This window comes from Traorella sp. mt218, from assembly GCF_055420025.1.
This window is the reverse complement of the sequence record NZ_JBVAYM010000011.1, coordinates 34,310-50,211: the sequence shown is the minus strand read 5'-3', so window position 1 is coordinate 50,211 and position 15,902 is coordinate 34,310. Positions and strand designations below refer to the sequence as shown.

Below are 15,902 nucleotides of genomic sequence, written 5' to 3'. Positions count from 1 at the left end.
AACAAAAATGATTTCATTTAATAGGAGGAAAATAATAATGTGTGGAATAATTGGCTATGCCGGCAGCAGACCTTGTGCGCATGGTGTTTTGTTGAGCGGGCTGAAGGCGTTGGAATACCGCGGATATGATTCCAGTGGTATCGCTTCTTTTCAGTGCGGTCAAATTGAGATAATAAAGGCAAAGGGCAAGATCAGTGAGCTTGAGAAGAAGATCAAGGATAAGCCTGAAAGTTTTTGTGGTATCGCTCATACAAGATGGGCGACGCATGGTGAACCGAATGAGATCAATGCTCATCCGCACCGGGTAGAAGGTGTCACGCTTGTCCATAATGGTATCATCGAGAATGCGGCAGCTTTGAAAAAAGCGTATGAACAAAGAGGGATCGTTTTTAAGAGTGAAACGGACAGTGAAGTTGCCTGTGCATGTCTGGCAATCCTATATCGAAGTGAAAAAAATAAGTTAAAGGTTCTTCGGGAAGCTGCCAAGATATTAAAAGGAAGCTATGCGTTTGCAATCATGTTTGAGGATGAAGAAGGTGTGATTTACGGTATGCGTAAGGATTCACCACTGATCTTAGGAATCGGTGAAGAGGGTAATTTTCTGGCAAGTGATCTCAGTGCGTTTATTCGTTTTACACGTAACTATGCCACGATCGATGAAGATCAGATCGTCAGGATCACGAATCAAGAAATTGAATGTTATGATTCAGATCTCAATCGTGTCGATGTGCAGGTACAAAAGAGTGAGATGGATATTTCAACGATTGAAAAGGGTGGTTATGATTCTTTCTTATTGAAAGAAATCCATGAAGAAGGAAGAGTGGTCATGGATACGATCCATCATTATATGAAAAACAGTTTACAAGAGCTTTCAAAGACGATGATCGATCTAAAAAAGTATCACTGTATTTATTTTGTTGCCTGCGGCAGTGCTTATCATGCAGGGGTCCTTGCGAAGAATCTGATTGAAAAATATGCCCGCATCCGCTGTGAATGTGAGGTTGCCAGTGAATTCCGTTATAATTCACCGATATTGGATGAGAAAACATTGGTCATCTGTATCTCACAGTCAGGAGAAACGGCGGATACGCTGGCAGCCATTCGCATGGTGAATAAGATGGGAGTGGATAGCTGTGCGATTGTCAATGTCAAGGGAAGTTCGCTTGAAAAAGAAGCCAAGTATGTCTTGCCGACACTGGCAGGTGTAGAAATATCGGTTGCGACGACCAAGGCCTATTGTGCTCAAGTGGCTGTATGCTGTTTATTGGCATTGAATTCATGTATGGACCGGCTTTCTTCGCTGCAGCTGCATACGATAGAAAAACAGCTGCAAAAGATAGATATGTATATTGATAAGCTGATCAGTGATACAAATTTAGATGGTTTCGTTGCTTCAATCATGAATAAGAAAAATGTTTTCTTTATCGGACGCGGCATTGATTATGCTCTGTCCATGGAGGGTGCCTTAAAGCTGAAGGAAATCACCTATATCCAGGCGGTTGCTTATCCGGCAGGAGAGCTGAAGCATGGAACGATTTCTTTGATTGAAGAGGATACACCGGTCATGGTTCTGATCAGTGATGAGAAGCTGGTGGATAAGAGCATCTCGAATATGAAAGAGGTCAAGGCACGAGGTGCCCGCATACTTCTTGTGATTCGTGAGGATCTCTATCATGAGAGCATAGAAGCAGATGAAGTGATCTTCTTGCCGAAGGTGAGTGAATTCCTTCAGGGAATCGTTTCGATCGTACCTTACCAATTGCTTGCACATCATCTGGCGGCAAAGATGGGATGTGATATCGATCAGCCGAAAAATCTGGCGAAATCAGTGACTGTTGAATAAAATTTCTGATGAAAAAAATGATTGACATTTCATGAAAGAAAATGTAAACTAGACACAAACAAAGACGTTTCTATTTTTTAGAGCGTCTTTTTTTATTTCTGGAGGTTGTATGAAAAGAGAGGGAGAAGTAAGGATTCCTGCCGGATGTGCCATTGCAGCCATTTTTTCTAAAGATGGACATCTGATCGATGGCAGCAGGATCATTACGATGATTCAGACGATGCATGAACGCAGCAATGGTCTTGGCGGCGGATTTGTCGGGTATGATATTTATCCGGAGTATCAGGATGATTATGCCATTCATATGTTTTTTGATGATCTAACAGCAAAAAGAATGTTTGAAAGTGAGCTTTTTGATAAATTCAAAGTATTTAAGTATGAGGAAATTCCAACAAGACAAAATCCGGGTGTGGTCTCTTCACCGCTGATCTGGCGTTATTTCGTCTTACCGCTGGAACAGAGAACCATGAAAGAAGAAGAGAATTTCATGGTTGCGACGATGCTGGATATCAATGAAAGAATTGAAGGGGCTTACTGTTTTTCGATGGGAAAAAATATGGGCGTCTTCAAAGGTGTGGGCTATCCGGAAGATCTTGGTGATTTTTATATGCTTGATAAATATCAGGCAACCTGCTGGATCGCCCATGGCCGTTATCCGACCAATACACCCGGCTGGTGGGGCGGTGCACATCCGTTTTCTTTATTGGATATGGCATTGGTTCATAATGGAGAGATTTCCAGTTATGATACCAATCGTAAGATGTTGGAAATGGTAGGATATAAATGTTCATTGCAGACAGACACAGAAGCGATTGCTTATATGATTGATGATCTGACGCGTCATCATGGGTTTACTCTTGAAGAATGTGCCCATATCCTGGCAGCACCTTTTTGGAGCGAGATCGAGAAAATGGAAGATGGACAAAAAAACTATTATACCTATTTGCGAAAGAATTTTGCGGATTATCTGATATGCGGCCCTTTTTCCATCATCGTAGGCTTTAAAGACGGTATCATGGCTTTAAATGACAGGTGCAAGCTTCGAAGTCTGGTGATGGCTGAAAATGAATCGACGCTTTATCTGGCTTCCGAGGAAAGTGCGATACGTGCCTTGAAGGAAGATGTGGATAAGATATCGTGTATTCGGGCAAGTGAAGCGGTAATCTATAAGCGAGGTGAAAAGCATGCGTAATATCTATGCGCTCAATGAATATGAGGTATTAAGAAGCGATCGCTGTGATACCTGTGGAGTTTGTGTCAAACAGTGCGGTTATGGTGTGCATTATTTTGATGAGAATCATCGTTTATGCGTTGATGAGATGAAATGTGTCAACTGCCAGCGATGCGTGGTGTTCTGTCATGCACATGCCCTAAAGATCATCAGGAACCGTAATGAAATGCACCACAATGACTATTGGTCAGAAAGAGAATGCAAGGAAATTTATAAACAGGCGACACAAAGCGGTATCCTGCTTTCAAGCATGGGTTCTTCCCAAAAGCAGAAGTGTTACTTTGATCATTTGATGCTGAATGCTTCACAAGTGACCAATCCCAGCATCGATCCGCTTCGTGAACCGATGGAAACAAAAGTTTTCCTGGGTAAAAAAACGCGAGATGTATCACGTGATGAAAATGGGAAACTGATCTTAAAAGATGAACCTTATTTGAAATTAGATGTACCGATCCTTTTCAGTGCCATGTCGTTAGGTGCCATATCCTATCCGGCGCACAAGTCTATATTAGAAGCAGCGAAGGAATGTAATACATATTATAATGCCGGAGAAGGAGGTTTGCATCCGGATTTCTTCAAAGATAAAGAACATGTGATCGTACAAGTAGCCAGTGGACGTTTTGGTATCGAAAAAAAGGTCCTTGATGCCTGTGCGGCCGTTGAGATCAAGATCGGTCAGGGAGCTAAACCGGGAATCGGCGGTCATCTGCCGAGCAATAAGAATACGGAAATCGTCGCTAAGACGAGAATGATCCAACAGGGAAGCGAAGCGATTTCTCCGGCACCGCATCATGATATTTATTCGATCGAAGACCTTCATCAGCTGGTCATGCTGATCAAAGAAGCGACCCATTATACAAAACCGGTTATCGTGAAAGTAGCGGCCGTACATAATATTTCCGCCATTACAAGCGGTATTGCCCGCAGCGGAGCCGATATCATCTGTATTGACGGTTATCGCGGCGGCAGTGGGGCAGCACCGACAAGGATCCGTGACCATGTCGGGATTCCGATCGAGTTAGCCATTGCCAGTGTTGATGAACGATTAAGAGAAGAAGGACTTCGTGATCAGGTATCCTTGATTGCAAGCGGTGGTATTCGTAATTCAGCGGATGTCGTAAAAGCCATTGCTTTAGGTGCTGATGCTGTTTCAATCGGTACGGCGGCCCTTGTTGCCCTTGGCTGTCATCTCTGCCAGAATTGTCACAGCGGTATCTGCAACTGGGGCATTGCGACCCAAAGGGAAGATTTATGTGCCCGCTTAAATCCTCAGATCGGAAAACAGGCCTTAGTGAATCTGATCCGCTCATGGACCTATGAGATCAGAGAGATCATGGGTGGCATGGGCATCAATTCAATCGAATCTTTGAAGGGCAACCGTCTGATGCTGGCAGCCGTCGATTTGAATGAAAAAGAATGTGAGATATTGAAGGTACGTTATGCAGGTGAGTAAGATGAAAATCAATTGTGAGAATTTAACTGCCCGTAAGATCAATGAAGCGATCATGCAAAGCAGTGAAAGAATCGTATGTGAAAATTGTTGCGGACAGCGTTATATCGGAGCTGCCAGCAGTGGCAAGACAATTGAAATTGAAGGAATTTCCGGAAATGACTGCGGCGGACTTTTAGATGGTTCAACGCTGATCTTAAAAGGCAATGCCCAAGAAGGCTTAGGGGATACGATGAATGCCGGAAAGATCATCGTTCATGGCCATTGCGGTGATATCTGTGCCTATGGCATGCGCGGCGGCAAGATCTTCATCCGAGATTATATCGGTGTACGCGGCGGAATTCATATGAAAGAATATGGTGACAGCAAGCCTTTATTGATGATCGGCGAAACAGCCGGAGCCTGCCTTGGAGAGTATCTGGCCGGTGGGACGATCATTGTCTTAAATCGCAGGGATGAACTTGATCCGGTTGAAAATGTGGGCGTAGGTCAGCATGGCGGTGTCATTTATGTACGCATTGCTACTTCTGATGAACGAAATTATGAAGATGTAGTGGATGGCAGTGAGATTGAAGCTGAGATTTCTGAGTTTTGTGAAATCTTTAAGATGGATAAAGAAAAACTGCTTCATTCAAAATATCGTCGGCTATTGCCGGAAACCAAGAATCCGTATCAGGGATATTATTGTATGAATTAAACGGAGGGAAAGATATGTGTGGAATATTATGTGTCAATGATGATCAGATCGATATGTCCGTATTCAAAAACAGTTTTCAAAAAATTGCTTATCGTGGCCCGGACTGTTCAAGAATTTTAATTCAGGATCAGGCTGTCTTAGCTTTTCACCGGCTTTCGATCATGGGAATTGAAGCGAGCGGCATGCAGCCGATGCATTATAAGAAAAATGTGATGGTATGCAATGGTGAGATCTATAACTTTAGAAAGATCAAAAAAGAGTTGCAGGAGGAAGGAGTTTCATTTTCAAGCAAGAGTGACTGTGAGGTTATCTTGCCTTTGTATGAAAAGTATGGCATTGGTCTATTTGAAAGACTGGATGCGGAATATGCCTGTGTCATCTATGACCATCAGAAAAAAACATTGATTGCTTCCCGTGATCCTTTGGGCATTCGTCCTTTATTTTATGGCTATACCAAAGATACTCATAAGATTGCCTTTGCTTCAGAAGCCAAAGCATTGATTGATTTTTGTGAGGATATCCATCCATTTCCGATCGGCACGACCTATGTGGACGGTCAGTTTATTCAGTATCATGACCCGATAACTCCTTCCAAAGAAAACTATCAGGATATTGACAGTGCAGCACAGATGATTCATGACACACTATATGAAGCTGTGAAAAAAAGATTGGATAGTGATGTACCTATAGGTTTTCTTTTAAGTGGCGGATTAGATTCATCACTTGTCTGTGCCATCGCTCAGAAACAGCTATCCACACCTATCCAAACATTTGCCATCGGCATGCGTGAAGATGCGATCGATCTTAAATATGCCAAGGAAACAGCTGATTATATCGGCAGTGATCATACAGCCTTTCTAATGAGCAAAAAGGATGTATTAGATTGTCTGGAAGAGGTCATCTATACATTGGAAACCTATGATATTACGACGATTCGAGCCAGTATCGGAATGTATCTGTTATGCAAACAGATCAAACAACATACAAATATCAAAGTGCTTTTGAGCGGGGAAGTCAGCGATGAGCTTTTTGGTTATAAATATACCGATTTTGCACCTGATGAGATCGAGTTTCAGAAGGAAAGCGAAAAACGTATCCATGAGCTATATATGTATGATGTACTTCGTGCAGATCGCTGCATTTCAGCCAATTCTTTAGAAGCGAGGGTTCCTTTCAGTGATTCAAAGCTGATCAGTGGCGTGATGGCGATCGATCCTAAATTAAAGATGAATCACTACGGCATCGGCAAATATCTGTTGCGAAAAGCATTTGAAAAAGATGATTTATTGCCTCATGATATCCTGATGCGTGAGAAAGCTGCTTTTTCTGATGCGGTAGGCCATTCCATGGTTGATTATTTAAAAGAATATGCAGAAGAGAAATACAGTGATGAAATGTTTGAAGCACGTTGTCAGAAATACAGTTATCATGCGAAGCCTTTTACCAAAGAAAGTCTTTTGTATCGTGAAATCTTCGAAAAATATTATCCGGGGCAAGCCGGATGGATCACTGGTTTCTGGATGCCGAATCAGGCTTGGGAGGGCTGTCAGGTCGATGATCCAAGCGCACGTGTGCTTTCCAATTATGGAAAAAGCGGGGAATAGGAACGATTTTATGGCCTTTATCCGGGAATCATTCAGAGTACATAAAAAAGAAATGTTAATGACAAATGAAAAAAAATATGTTAGAATAATAACGGATGAACTCCATACAAATAGGAAACCCCAGTGCCACGAACACTGGGGTTTCATTTAGGAGGGAGGATCACAGCTTATCGACTGATCAGACTGATATACAGCATGATCAAACGCCAGCATTCTTTCACAACTATCATATTCTCATAGAATAGTTGGAGAAGAATGAAGGATTCAAAACCCATCTGTAATCCCTCCATACAAAAGATACAGGTGTCATGGTACTCCCTCCTTTTATTTATGGCACCTACTATTTTATATCCATGAAATGGTCATTTTTCCCAAAAAAAGAATGAAAAAATAATTTTTTATATAAAAGTAACGTGACCGAATCGGTCATTTTTTTAAATAAACATAAATAATGTTGCATTAGTGGGTATACTGAACATGTAAGGAGGATCTGATCATGTTTAATCTAATTGCCATCGTTGCAGCATTTTTTATCGGCTTCTTCTCAAGCGTTATTCTGGAAGCCTAGAAGCATTTTCATTTAAGAGGTGCTTTTTATTATTTATTCAAAAAAATATATCAATATATAAATAAAAATGATATAATATGAATATATAAAGAATAAATAATAATCAATATTTATTCATTTACGGATAAAAATAAAATTAAGGAGGATGGGTCAATGTTGAATCTGGTTGTAATCGTTGCGGTGTTTTTTATAGGCTTTTTTTCAAGCATCATATTGGAGGCGTAGCTGAATTGAAAAGAAAACATATTCTTTCGAATAAAGCTTAACAATTAATTGAATTATGTGTATAATGATGAAAAAGGAGATGAAAACAATGGAACTTAAAGGATCAAAAACAGAAAAGAATTTAATGACTGCTTTCGCAGGTGAAGCACAGGCTTCTATCAAGTACACTTACTATGCTTCAAAAGCTAAAAAAGATGGTTATGTGCAGATTGCGAACTATTTTGAAAAGACAGCAGCAAATGAAAAAGAACATGCGAAATTATGGTTTAAGAAACTTCATGGCGGTATGCCTGGCACTGTTGAAAATTTAAAGGATGCAGCTGCAGGTGAAAACTATGAGTGGACAGATATGTATAAGGAATTTGCAGCAGTTGCTCATGAAGAAGGTTTTGAAGATATTGCCAAGATGATGGAAGGCGTTGCTGCTATTGAAAAGCATCATGAAGAAAGATATCGCAAGCTTTTAGGAAATATTGAAGGAAAAGTTGTCTTTGCGAAAGATGACGTAGTTGTCTGGGAGTGCTTGAATTGCGGTCATTTACATATTGGTAAAGAAGCTCCTGCTGTTTGCCCGGTATGTGATCATCCTCAGTCTTACTTTGCATTAGAAGTAGAAGATTACTAAAATTTTAATTTTTGAATGATTATGGGCTCATCGGGCCCATTTTTATGTTATCATTAGAGTATGAAAATAATAATATCACCCGCTAAAAAAATGAATGATCATGAAGATTTTGGATGGCATCAGCTTCCATTATTTTTAGATAAGACTGAAATGTTGAAAGATAGACTTCAGAAGATGAGCATTGAAGAACTTGCAGATTGTATGAAATGTAATCAAAAAATTGCAACGTTAAATCATGAGCGCTTTCAAAAGATGGATCTTCATGAAGGCTTGATACCTGCTCTTTTTGCTTATGAGGGCTTGCAGTATCAGCATATGGCACCGGCTGTCTTTACGAGTGATGAGTTGGAATATGTTGAAAAGCATTTAGTGATCCTGTCCGGTTTTTATGGGCTGTTACGTCCTTTTGATGGTATCCGCTGTTATCGTTTGGAGATGCAGACAAGATTAGATATCAATGAAAATAAAAGCTTATATGATTTTTGGAAAGATGATTTGGCGAATGAATTGTTTCATGATGATGATCTCGTTTTAAACTTGGCTTCTAAGGAGTATTCACAATGCATTGAACCTTATCTGAATGAAAATAGAAAAATGATTACCTGTGTATTTGCTTCTTTAGATAAAGGTAAGCTAAAGGTGAAGGGAACGGAGGCTAAGATGGCACGTGGTGAGATGGTGCGTTATATGGCCTCACATCAAATTGAAGATTTAGAGGAAATCAGACATTTTAATTATTTAGGATATGAATATGATGCTTCTTATTCAAATGATAAGGAATGGGTATATTTAAAAAGATAATCATGCAAAGAGCATGATTTTTTAATATTATTTAAAAAAATATAATAATACTTTTAATAATATTAAAGTATGATATAATATTATTGAAGAAAGGGAGAGTATGGTATGAAGGAAACAGAGTGGATCGAAGCACTGGAAGATGAAGATCTGACTTTTATTAAGAATTTTGTTCTTGCCAGTGGTTCATTAAAAGAAATTGCAGAGATTTATGGTGTGACATATCCAACCGTTCGTCTTCGTTTGGACAGGCTGATCCAAAAAATAAAGATCAGCAGTGAAAATAGGGAAGAACCTTATATCACACTGATCAAGAAAATGGCCTTGGATGATCGTATTGGATATGAGGAAGCAAAAATTTTGATTCAAGAATACAGAAAAGAGAAGAAAGGGGAGAAATAGTATGGATAATTTGATGGTAAGCGGAATGTTATGGCTTGTACTTATTTCAATAGGAAGAATGTTGATTCCTATGATTCTTCTTGGCTTAGCTCAATATCTGATTTACACAAAAGTATATCGCTGGCGATATGTCCTGCCTATCCTCAGTCTTGTATTGTTGGTGGTCATGTTGATTAGATTTAGTATGTTTTTAGTTGCTCTTGAAATGCCGTTAAGCTTTTTGATCTTTCTCTACTATCTGATTTTATTTATTCCTTACTATTGCCCATGCATCGTAATTTTTAGTGTATCGGCGTGGGCGAAAAGAAAGCATAAAAAAGATGATCTTGAGAGAATGAAGATCAATGATTTATAAAAAGGCATCAATACGCAAAATTAATTGTTTATCTAAGAGAAATATAATAAAAAGGAACTATGTATAGTCAGTAATTTTAGAAAATTACTTAACTTATATAGTTCCTTATCTTTTATTTTTTTCTTTTGGCCAGTGCAACCAAATAGATGATCCCATAAATACAGATCACAACTGAAATGATCAGCATGATGATCAGCTCTAATTCAGTGATTTCTTTCATAAATGCATAAACAGCTAATAAAACACCAAATAAGAGATATAGAAGCGCCTTGATCAAAAGAACATTTTTTTCATTAGTTTCATTGATCTGTTCAAGATAGCTGGTTTTTCTTTCAGGTCTGAAGTTTGGAATGACTGTCAGCGATCTTAAAAACCGGAAACGAAATAAAAACTCTAATCCTACCAGAACGATGATGGCAGCTAATGCGGCAATATAGATATCAAAATAGAAGCTGCCGATCCGATAATTTAAAAGAAGTGCAAAAACGATCAAAGGTATGATGAAACGTTTTTGATATAAACTGAATTGGCCGGCATTGCTTTCTAAGATCAGATAACCGTTCTTGGTAATAAAGTCATAATAGACATCTCGACCATGCTTATCCTGATAAACAGAAAAGCCGGATACTGAAGGCTGATTCTTTTGGGCCATTATAGCTGTGCCTCTCCCTTGCAGTAGGTTTGTGCTACTGAATAATCATCTTCCAGTACTACGATATCGGCATCATAACCTGTGCATAATTTACCTTTATGGTCATCAATGCGCAAAAGTCTTGCCGGGTTGATCGTACATGAATTTAAAGCGGCATCAAATGGAACCTTAGCTTCTTCCACAAGGATCCTTAATCCTTCATTTACCTTCAGCGTACTTCCTGCCAATGATTTACTTTCTGTCAGATGAGCACTTCCATCCGGATAAATTTCAATTTCATGTCCACCAAACATGAAGCGGCTTCCTACAGGATTTCCTTTTGCCATCAAAGAATCAGTGACCATGATCGCATAATCACGTCCTTTTGTTTCAAAATAGATATTCAAGGCTGCTAATGTCGAGTGGTTTCCATCACAGATCACTTCACCGAAAACATCTCTGAATCTGAAAGCGGCACCTACCAGACCATTGCTGCGGTGATTGAATGGGGACATACCATTATAAACATGCGTCATGCTTCTTGCGCCATTTGCGACTGCCATGGCAGCTTCTTCATAAGTTGCGTTTGAGTGTCCCATGCTGACTACGACACCGTTTTGTGAACAATATTTTGTCAATTCAAAATTTGTATCATGTTCAGGCGCCAAGGTAATGATCTTGATCAATCCGTCGGCAGCTTTCTGATAATGTTTGAACTGTTCGACAGAAGCTGCAACGATATGTTCAGGTGGCTGTGCTCCTTTGTATTTCATATCAAGATAAGGCCCTTCAAAATGAATACCGAGAATTTCAGCGCCTTTAGGATTTGTCTTATAAACTTCAGCAACGTGGCGGACAGCATTTGTCAGCACTTCTTCGCTTTGCGTGATTGTTGTTGGACATAAGCCGGTAACTCCCTCGTGTGTAATGTTGGCTAGCCATGTTTCCAATCCGTTTTCTGTTGCATCGTTGGTATCCCAGCTGTAAGCACCGTGAGTGTGAATATCTAAGAATCCCGGAACGATTCTTTTATCACCGTAATCCTGATCCACTTGTTTACTTTCATAAGGGTAGATGTTTTCGATCTTGCCGTTCATGATTTCGATTTGTGCAGGAATAAACTGATTGGCAATCCAGACTTTTTTGCTTTGAATAATCATAAATTTTCCTCCCTTTTTATACCTATACTTATTTTAAACTATGTTTAGGAAAAATCATTTGTATATTTTGATATTCCTATTATCTATTTTAACTAATTTGTTGAAATCTTACAACTCAAACACTATAATTATGATGAAAATAGGAGGGATACCATGATATTCAACTTTACGAAAGAACAACTGGATGAATCAAGTGCTGTTTTTACGGCAACTGAAATTCATCAGCAGCCTGCTACATGGGTAAAAACGATCCAGCAGATCAAAGATCACAAGGATGAGCTGAAGGCGTTTATTTCACAGGTGACCTCGCAGGCTGATTATGATATTATTTTAGCCGGAGCAGGAACCAGTGAGTTTGTGGGCAACAGCTTATTTTCTTATCTGAATAAGAAAACTAATTTCAAGTGTAAGTCTTATGGTACGACAGATATTGTCGCAACACCGGAAAACTATCTTTCAAGGACAAAGCCAACGCTTCTGATTTCTTTCGGACGCAGCGGCAATTCACCGGAATCAATAGGAGCTGTTGAGGCTGCCGAAGTGGTATGTGAAAATCTTTACCATTTATTTATTACTTGCAATAAGAATGGTGCTTTGTCAAAACGTGCCAAAGAAGAAAAGCACTGCTATGCCATCAATTTGACAGATGAAACACATGACCAGTCATTTGCGATGACAAGTTCATTTACAAATATGTATTTAGCATGTCTTTTATGCTTTGAATTAGACCGTTTGGATGAAGTTGCCAGTGAATTAGAAAGCGTGATCAAATGTGGCAGCCAGTTTGTAGATAAAGATTTTACATTGGCTGATGAGATCGTAAAGGATTATGATTTCAATCGCATCGTTTATCTGGGAGCAAATGCATTAAAGGGTGTAGCACAGGAAAGCGCCTTGAAGATGCTGGAGCTGACAGCCGGTAAGGTAGCGACGATGTATGATACACCATTGGGATTCAGACATGGACCAAAGTCAATTATTGATGACAATACATTGACCGTTATTTATTTGAGCGATGATGCTTATTCTTATCAGTATGAGCTTGATCTGATCAAGGAAATGAGCGGTCAGCGAAAGGGCAATAAGATCTTTGCGGTTACGAATACCGATCGCCCTGAGGTAAAAGAGCTTGTTGATTATTACTATTCCTTTAATGGCGAAAAGCATAACAACGTGCTTTTAGGATTGGATTATATTACAGTTGCTCAGTGCGTGGCTTTATTTAAATCGCTCTCTTATGGTATCACACCGGATAATCCATGTCCAAGCGGTGAAGTGAACCGTGTCGTGAAGGGTGTTATTTTATACCCATATACAAAAAAATAGATAGAAGGAGAAAAGATATGATTGGAATTTTAGTGACGGGTCATGGCAATTTTGCTACCGGAATCAGTTCAAGCGTCAAGCTGATTGCCGGCATGCCTGAAAAATATGAAATGGTTGATTTTTTAGAAGATTATTCTGTCGATGATCTGACAAGAGAATTGAATGCGGCAATGGATCGCTTAAGCGATTGTGACGGTATTTTGGTATTTTCTGATCTTGCCGGCGGTTCACCTTTTAAGACGGCTGTCGAAGTGGGTGTTGGCAGAAAAGAAAGAGTTGAGGTTCTCGGTGGAACCAACTTAGGAATGATCATTGAGATTTCAATGGCTCGCGGTTTTGTGAGCGATATGGATGCACTTGTTGAAATGGCTGTAAATACAGGAAAAGATCAGGTCGTTCATTTTGTGCTTACAAAACATGAGGATGTTGCTGACGAAGATGGAATTTAAGCCCTGGATCCAGGGCTTTTAATTTGCGATAATTTTCACATAATTTAAGATAATTTTTATAAATGTTAAAAAAAGTAAAAATTAAAATATTAAAAAGTGCAAATAAAAAAATAAAAAAAGTAAAGAAATATAGTTGAAAACGCTTTACAATATCAGTGTAATTATTAAAGATTGTGAGGTCTTAATATAATTACAAACTGATATGAAGGGGAGGAGAACTTTATGCCAAATATCGTATTAACACGTATTGACAACCGCCTGATTCACGGACAGGTTGCTACACAGTGGTGTGGTGTGATCGGGGCAAACCTGATTCTTGTCGCTAATGATGAGGTAGCTGGCAATACACTTCGTCAAGGTTTAATGGATATGGCTGCTCCTAGTTACGCTCAGACGCGTTACTGGACAATTGAAAAAACAATTAACACTATCCATAAAGCCTCAGATGCTCAAAAGATTTTCATCGTATGTGACAATCCTACTGATGTACTGGCTTTAGTAGAAGGTGGCGTGCCTATAAAGAAAGTAAACATCGGTAATATGCACATGGCTGATGGAAAACGTCAGGTTGCAACAACTGTTGCCGTTGACGACAAAGATGTTGCGGCATTTAAACGCTTGCAAGAATTAGGTGTTGAACTATTCATTCAACGTGTGCCTGATATTGCAAAAGAAGATATTAATAAAATATTTGAATAATGTCTTCGAAAATCTTGTGATTTAAATTTATTTTTAAAGAAAGGAAAAAACACAATGGAAATAATTCAAGTAGTGTTATTAGCGATTGCAACGTTTATCTTTGCAATTGACCAATTCTCACTTACAGAAGTTTTATACCGTCCAATTATCGCTTGTACTGTAATCGGTGCAATCCTTGGTAATGTGCAAACTGGCTTAATTGTTGGTGGTACCGTTGAAATTATTGCTATCGGTAACATGCCAGTTGGTGGGGCTCAGCCTCCTAACTTTGTAATTTTCTCTATTGCTGCGTGTGTTCTTGTAATCAAGTCTGGTCTTGATGTTGATGCAGCAATGGGTGTATCAATGATCTTCGCATTATTCGGACAGTATGTAGTTACTTTAGTATTTACAGTTATGTCTGGATTAATGGATAAAGCTGATGAAGCAGCTCATCAGGCAAATCCTAAAGGAATTACTGCCGTATTGAACACGCATATGTTTGTATTAGGTGCTCTATTTGCAGTTATTTCAGTAGCTTGCTACTTTGGTGGAGTTGCTCTTTCTGAAACATTGTCAGAAGTTTCTACTTCATTATCATGGTTAATGGGTGGATTAAGTGTTGCTGGTGGTATGTTAAGATTCGTTGGTTTCGGTATCTTAATGAAGATCATGCTTTCAAACGATATGTGGGGAATCCTGCTTGCTGGTTTCGCAGCTGCAGCAATTTTCGGTGCTTCAAGCGTAGCAAGCGCAACTTTGATTTTCGTCGCATTCATCGGTGTAGCTATTGCTCTTTACGACTACAATAGCAATGTTAAATTAAAAAATTCAAGTGTAGGAGGTACAAGTGATGGCATCTAATTACGTTTTACCTGAAACTTATAAAGATAGCACTCCTGCTAAACCGCTTGATAAGAAACTTCTTAACAAGATGGTATGGCGTTCATTACAGCTTCAGGCTTGCTTCAACTATGAAAGAATGCAGTCTGCTGGCTGGTTATGGAGTATCCTTCCGGGATTGGAAGCAATCCATACAAACAAAGATGACTTAGCTGCATCAATGACTCATAACATGGATTTCTTAAATACACACCCTTATTTAGTAACATTTGTAATGGGTATCGTATTATCTCTTGAACAGAATAAGGCTCCTATTCAGACTATTCGTTCAGTAAGAATTTCAGTTGCTGCACCATTAGGTGGTATTGGTGACGCATTGTTCTGGTACACATTCATGCCTATCGTAGCTGGTGTTACTGCCGGTCTTGCTCAGGAAGGTAATATTTTAGGACCAATCCTTTACTTCATCTTGGCATTTGGTGTGCAGATGGCTTTACGTTTTGCTTTAATGTACTGGTCATATGGCATGGGTGCTGCTGCAATCAACTCTTTAACTAAGAATGCTCATGAATTTACACATGCTGCAAGCATGATGGGTATCTTCGTTGTTGGTGCATTGATCTACAACATGGGTACTGGTACTGCATTAGGTATGGTATTCACTAACGGTGACTTAACAACTGATGTTCAGGCACAGTTAAATACTATCTTACCTGGTATTATCCCATTAGCTTTAACGTTAATGTGCTACTATTTACTTGCTAAAAAAGGATGGACTCCAATTAAATGTATCTTATTGCTTTTAGCAATCGGTATTGTTGGATGTATCTTCGGTGTATGGGCTGGAGATTATACTGCTCTTATCCCAGTTCCTTGGCACGCATAGTAAAATAAAAAAATTAACTCTAAACCTTCATGAAGAGAAGTCGATTGACTTCTCTTTTTTGCATAAATTATGATTTAATTTGTAAAATATAACTAATATATATAAAATTAATAGGAATCGTGTTAAAATAA

16 protein-coding genes are annotated in these 15,902 nt (G+C 39.2%); 14 read left to right on the top strand and 2 right to left on the bottom strand.

Annotated features, from left to right (window positions below; translation table 11 throughout):
* The first annotated feature begins 37 nt into the window (after positions 1-37).
* The 9 genes from glmS to ACZYT3_RS07010 all read left to right on the top strand — a co-directional run bounded on the left by glmS (position 38) and on the right by ACZYT3_RS07010 (position 9,798).
* A complete protein-coding gene (glmS, locus tag ACZYT3_RS07050; RefSeq protein ID WP_294561335.1) occupies positions 38-1,843 on the top strand; it encodes a glutamine--fructose-6-phosphate transaminase (isomerizing) in 1,806 nt (601 codons plus the stop codon).
* A 109-nt stretch (positions 1,844-1,952) separates the two neighbouring features.
* On the top strand, positions 1,953-3,035 hold the full coding sequence (locus ACZYT3_RS07045) for a class II glutamine amidotransferase (RefSeq protein WP_464088163.1): 1,083 nt from the start codon (positions 1,953-1,955) through the stop codon (positions 3,033-3,035).
* Positions 3,028-4,527, top strand: coding sequence for a glutamate synthase-related protein (locus ACZYT3_RS07040; protein ID WP_464088162.1), 1,500 nt, complete (start codon positions 3,028-3,030; stop codon positions 4,525-4,527). The genes ACZYT3_RS07045 and ACZYT3_RS07040 overlap by 8 nt, the downstream gene beginning before the upstream one ends.
* A gap of 1 nt (position 4,528) precedes the next feature.
* The gene (locus ACZYT3_RS07035; protein ID WP_464088161.1) at positions 4,529-5,221 is read left to right on the top strand and encodes a GltB/FmdC/FwdC-like GXGXG domain-containing protein; all 693 of its coding nucleotides are present in this window, start codon (positions 4,529-4,531) and stop codon (positions 5,219-5,221) included.
* A gap of 14 nt (positions 5,222-5,235) precedes the next feature.
* On the top strand, positions 5,236-6,825 hold the full coding sequence (asnB, locus tag ACZYT3_RS07030) for an asparagine synthase B (protein ID WP_464088160.1): 1,590 nt from the start codon (positions 5,236-5,238) through the stop codon (positions 6,823-6,825).
* 881 nt (positions 6,826-7,706) lie between these two features.
* Complete coding sequence (rbr, locus tag ACZYT3_RS07025; protein ID WP_294561330.1) at positions 7,707-8,243, top strand: rubrerythrin; 537 nt, start codon at positions 7,707-7,709, stop codon at positions 8,241-8,243.
* A gap of 60 nt (positions 8,244-8,303) precedes the next feature.
* Entirely contained in the window at positions 8,304-9,044 is a 741-nt protein-coding gene (gene yaaA, locus ACZYT3_RS07020; protein WP_464088159.1) for a peroxide stress protein YaaA, read from the top strand.
* A 105-nt stretch (positions 9,045-9,149) separates the two neighbouring features.
* The gene (locus ACZYT3_RS07015; RefSeq protein ID WP_294561328.1) at positions 9,150-9,443 is read left to right on the top strand and encodes a DUF2089 family protein; all 294 of its coding nucleotides are present in this window, start codon (positions 9,150-9,152) and stop codon (positions 9,441-9,443) included.
* A 1-nt stretch (position 9,444) separates the two neighbouring features.
* On the top strand, positions 9,445-9,798 hold the full coding sequence (locus tag ACZYT3_RS07010; protein WP_294561327.1) for a hypothetical protein: 354 nt from the start codon (positions 9,445-9,447) through the stop codon (positions 9,796-9,798).
* Positions 9,799-9,910: 112 nt separating this feature from the next.
* On the opposite strand, the gene ACZYT3_RS07005 is transcribed toward ACZYT3_RS07010, so the two are convergent.
* Entirely contained in the window at positions 9,911-10,450 is a 540-nt protein-coding gene (locus tag ACZYT3_RS07005) for a hypothetical protein (RefSeq protein WP_464088158.1), read from the bottom strand.
* Complete coding sequence (gene nagA / locus ACZYT3_RS07000) at positions 10,450-11,589, bottom strand: N-acetylglucosamine-6-phosphate deacetylase (RefSeq protein ID WP_464088157.1); 1,140 nt, start codon at positions 11,587-11,589, stop codon at positions 10,450-10,452. The genes ACZYT3_RS07005 and nagA overlap by 1 nt, the downstream gene beginning before the upstream one ends.
* Before the next feature lie 153 nt (positions 11,590-11,742).
* Here nagA and ACZYT3_RS06995 point away from each other — a divergent pair, with 153 nt between their 5' ends.
* The 5 genes from ACZYT3_RS06995 to ACZYT3_RS06975 all read left to right on the top strand — a co-directional run bounded on the left by ACZYT3_RS06995 (position 11,743) and on the right by ACZYT3_RS06975 (position 15,771).
* Positions 11,743-12,915, top strand: coding sequence for an SIS domain-containing protein (locus ACZYT3_RS06995; RefSeq protein ID WP_294561324.1), 1,173 nt, complete (start codon positions 11,743-11,745; stop codon positions 12,913-12,915).
* Positions 12,916-12,932: 17 nt separating this feature from the next.
* Positions 12,933-13,364 (top strand): PTS galactosamine/N-acetylgalactosamine transporter subunit IIA, encoded by a 432-nt coding sequence (gene agaF / locus ACZYT3_RS06990; RefSeq protein WP_294561323.1) that lies wholly within the window; start codon positions 12,933-12,935, stop codon positions 13,362-13,364.
* A gap of 222 nt (positions 13,365-13,586) precedes the next feature.
* A complete protein-coding gene (agaV, locus tag ACZYT3_RS06985; RefSeq protein WP_273398908.1) occupies positions 13,587-14,063 on the top strand; it encodes a PTS N-acetylgalactosamine transporter subunit IIB in 477 nt (158 codons plus the stop codon).
* Between the two features lie 54 nt (positions 14,064-14,117).
* Entirely contained in the window at positions 14,118-14,906 is a 789-nt protein-coding gene (locus ACZYT3_RS06980; RefSeq protein WP_464088156.1) for a PTS mannose/fructose/sorbose/N-acetylgalactosamine transporter subunit IIC, read from the top strand.
* Positions 14,896-15,771 (top strand): PTS system mannose/fructose/sorbose family transporter subunit IID, encoded by an 876-nt coding sequence (locus ACZYT3_RS06975; RefSeq protein ID WP_464088155.1) that lies wholly within the window; start codon positions 14,896-14,898, stop codon positions 15,769-15,771. The genes ACZYT3_RS06980 and ACZYT3_RS06975 overlap by 11 nt, the downstream gene beginning before the upstream one ends.
* Positions 15,772-15,902 lie beyond the last annotated feature (131 nt).

Excerpts from the sequence above, each read along its gene's own strand:
- glmS (WP_294561335.1), top strand. The coding sequence starts at position 38 with ATGTGTGGAATAATTGGCTATGCCGGCAGCAGACCTTGTGCGCATGGT.
- asnB (WP_464088160.1), top strand. The coding sequence starts at position 5,236 with ATGTGTGGAATATTATGTGTCAATGATGATCAGATCGATATGTCCGTA.
- rbr (WP_294561330.1), top strand. The coding sequence starts at position 7,707 with ATGGAACTTAAAGGATCAAAAACAGAAAAGAATTTAATGACTGCTTTC.
- nagA (WP_464088157.1), bottom strand. The coding sequence starts at position 11,589 with ATGATTATTCAAAGCAAAAAAGTCTGGATTGCCAATCAGTTTATTCCT.
- ACZYT3_RS06995 (WP_294561324.1), top strand. The coding sequence starts at position 11,743 with ATGATATTCAACTTTACGAAAGAACAACTGGATGAATCAAGTGCTGTT.
- ACZYT3_RS07035 (WP_464088161.1), top strand. The coding sequence starts at position 4,529 with ATGAAAATCAATTGTGAGAATTTAACTGCCCGTAAGATCAATGAAGCG.
- ACZYT3_RS07010 (WP_294561327.1), top strand. The coding sequence starts at position 9,445 with ATGGATAATTTGATGGTAAGCGGAATGTTATGGCTTGTACTTATTTCA.
- ACZYT3_RS06975 (WP_464088155.1), top strand. The coding sequence starts at position 14,896 with ATGGCATCTAATTACGTTTTACCTGAAACTTATAAAGATAGCACTCCT.
- ACZYT3_RS06980 (WP_464088156.1), top strand. The coding sequence starts at position 14,118 with ATGGAAATAATTCAAGTAGTGTTATTAGCGATTGCAACGTTTATCTTT.
- ACZYT3_RS07015 (WP_294561328.1), top strand. The coding sequence starts at position 9,150 with ATGAAGGAAACAGAGTGGATCGAAGCACTGGAAGATGAAGATCTGACT.
- yaaA (WP_464088159.1), top strand. The coding sequence starts at position 8,304 with ATGAAAATAATAATATCACCCGCTAAAAAAATGAATGATCATGAAGAT.
- agaF (WP_294561323.1), top strand. The coding sequence starts at position 12,933 with ATGATTGGAATTTTAGTGACGGGTCATGGCAATTTTGCTACCGGAATC.
- ACZYT3_RS07040 (WP_464088162.1), top strand. The coding sequence starts at position 3,028 with ATGCGTAATATCTATGCGCTCAATGAATATGAGGTATTAAGAAGCGAT.
- agaV (WP_273398908.1), top strand. The coding sequence starts at position 13,587 with ATGCCAAATATCGTATTAACACGTATTGACAACCGCCTGATTCACGGA.
- ACZYT3_RS07045 (WP_464088163.1), top strand. The coding sequence starts at position 1,953 with ATGAAAAGAGAGGGAGAAGTAAGGATTCCTGCCGGATGTGCCATTGCA.
- ACZYT3_RS07005 (WP_464088158.1), bottom strand. The coding sequence starts at position 10,450 with ATGGCCCAAAAGAATCAGCCTTCAGTATCCGGCTTTTCTGTTTATCAG.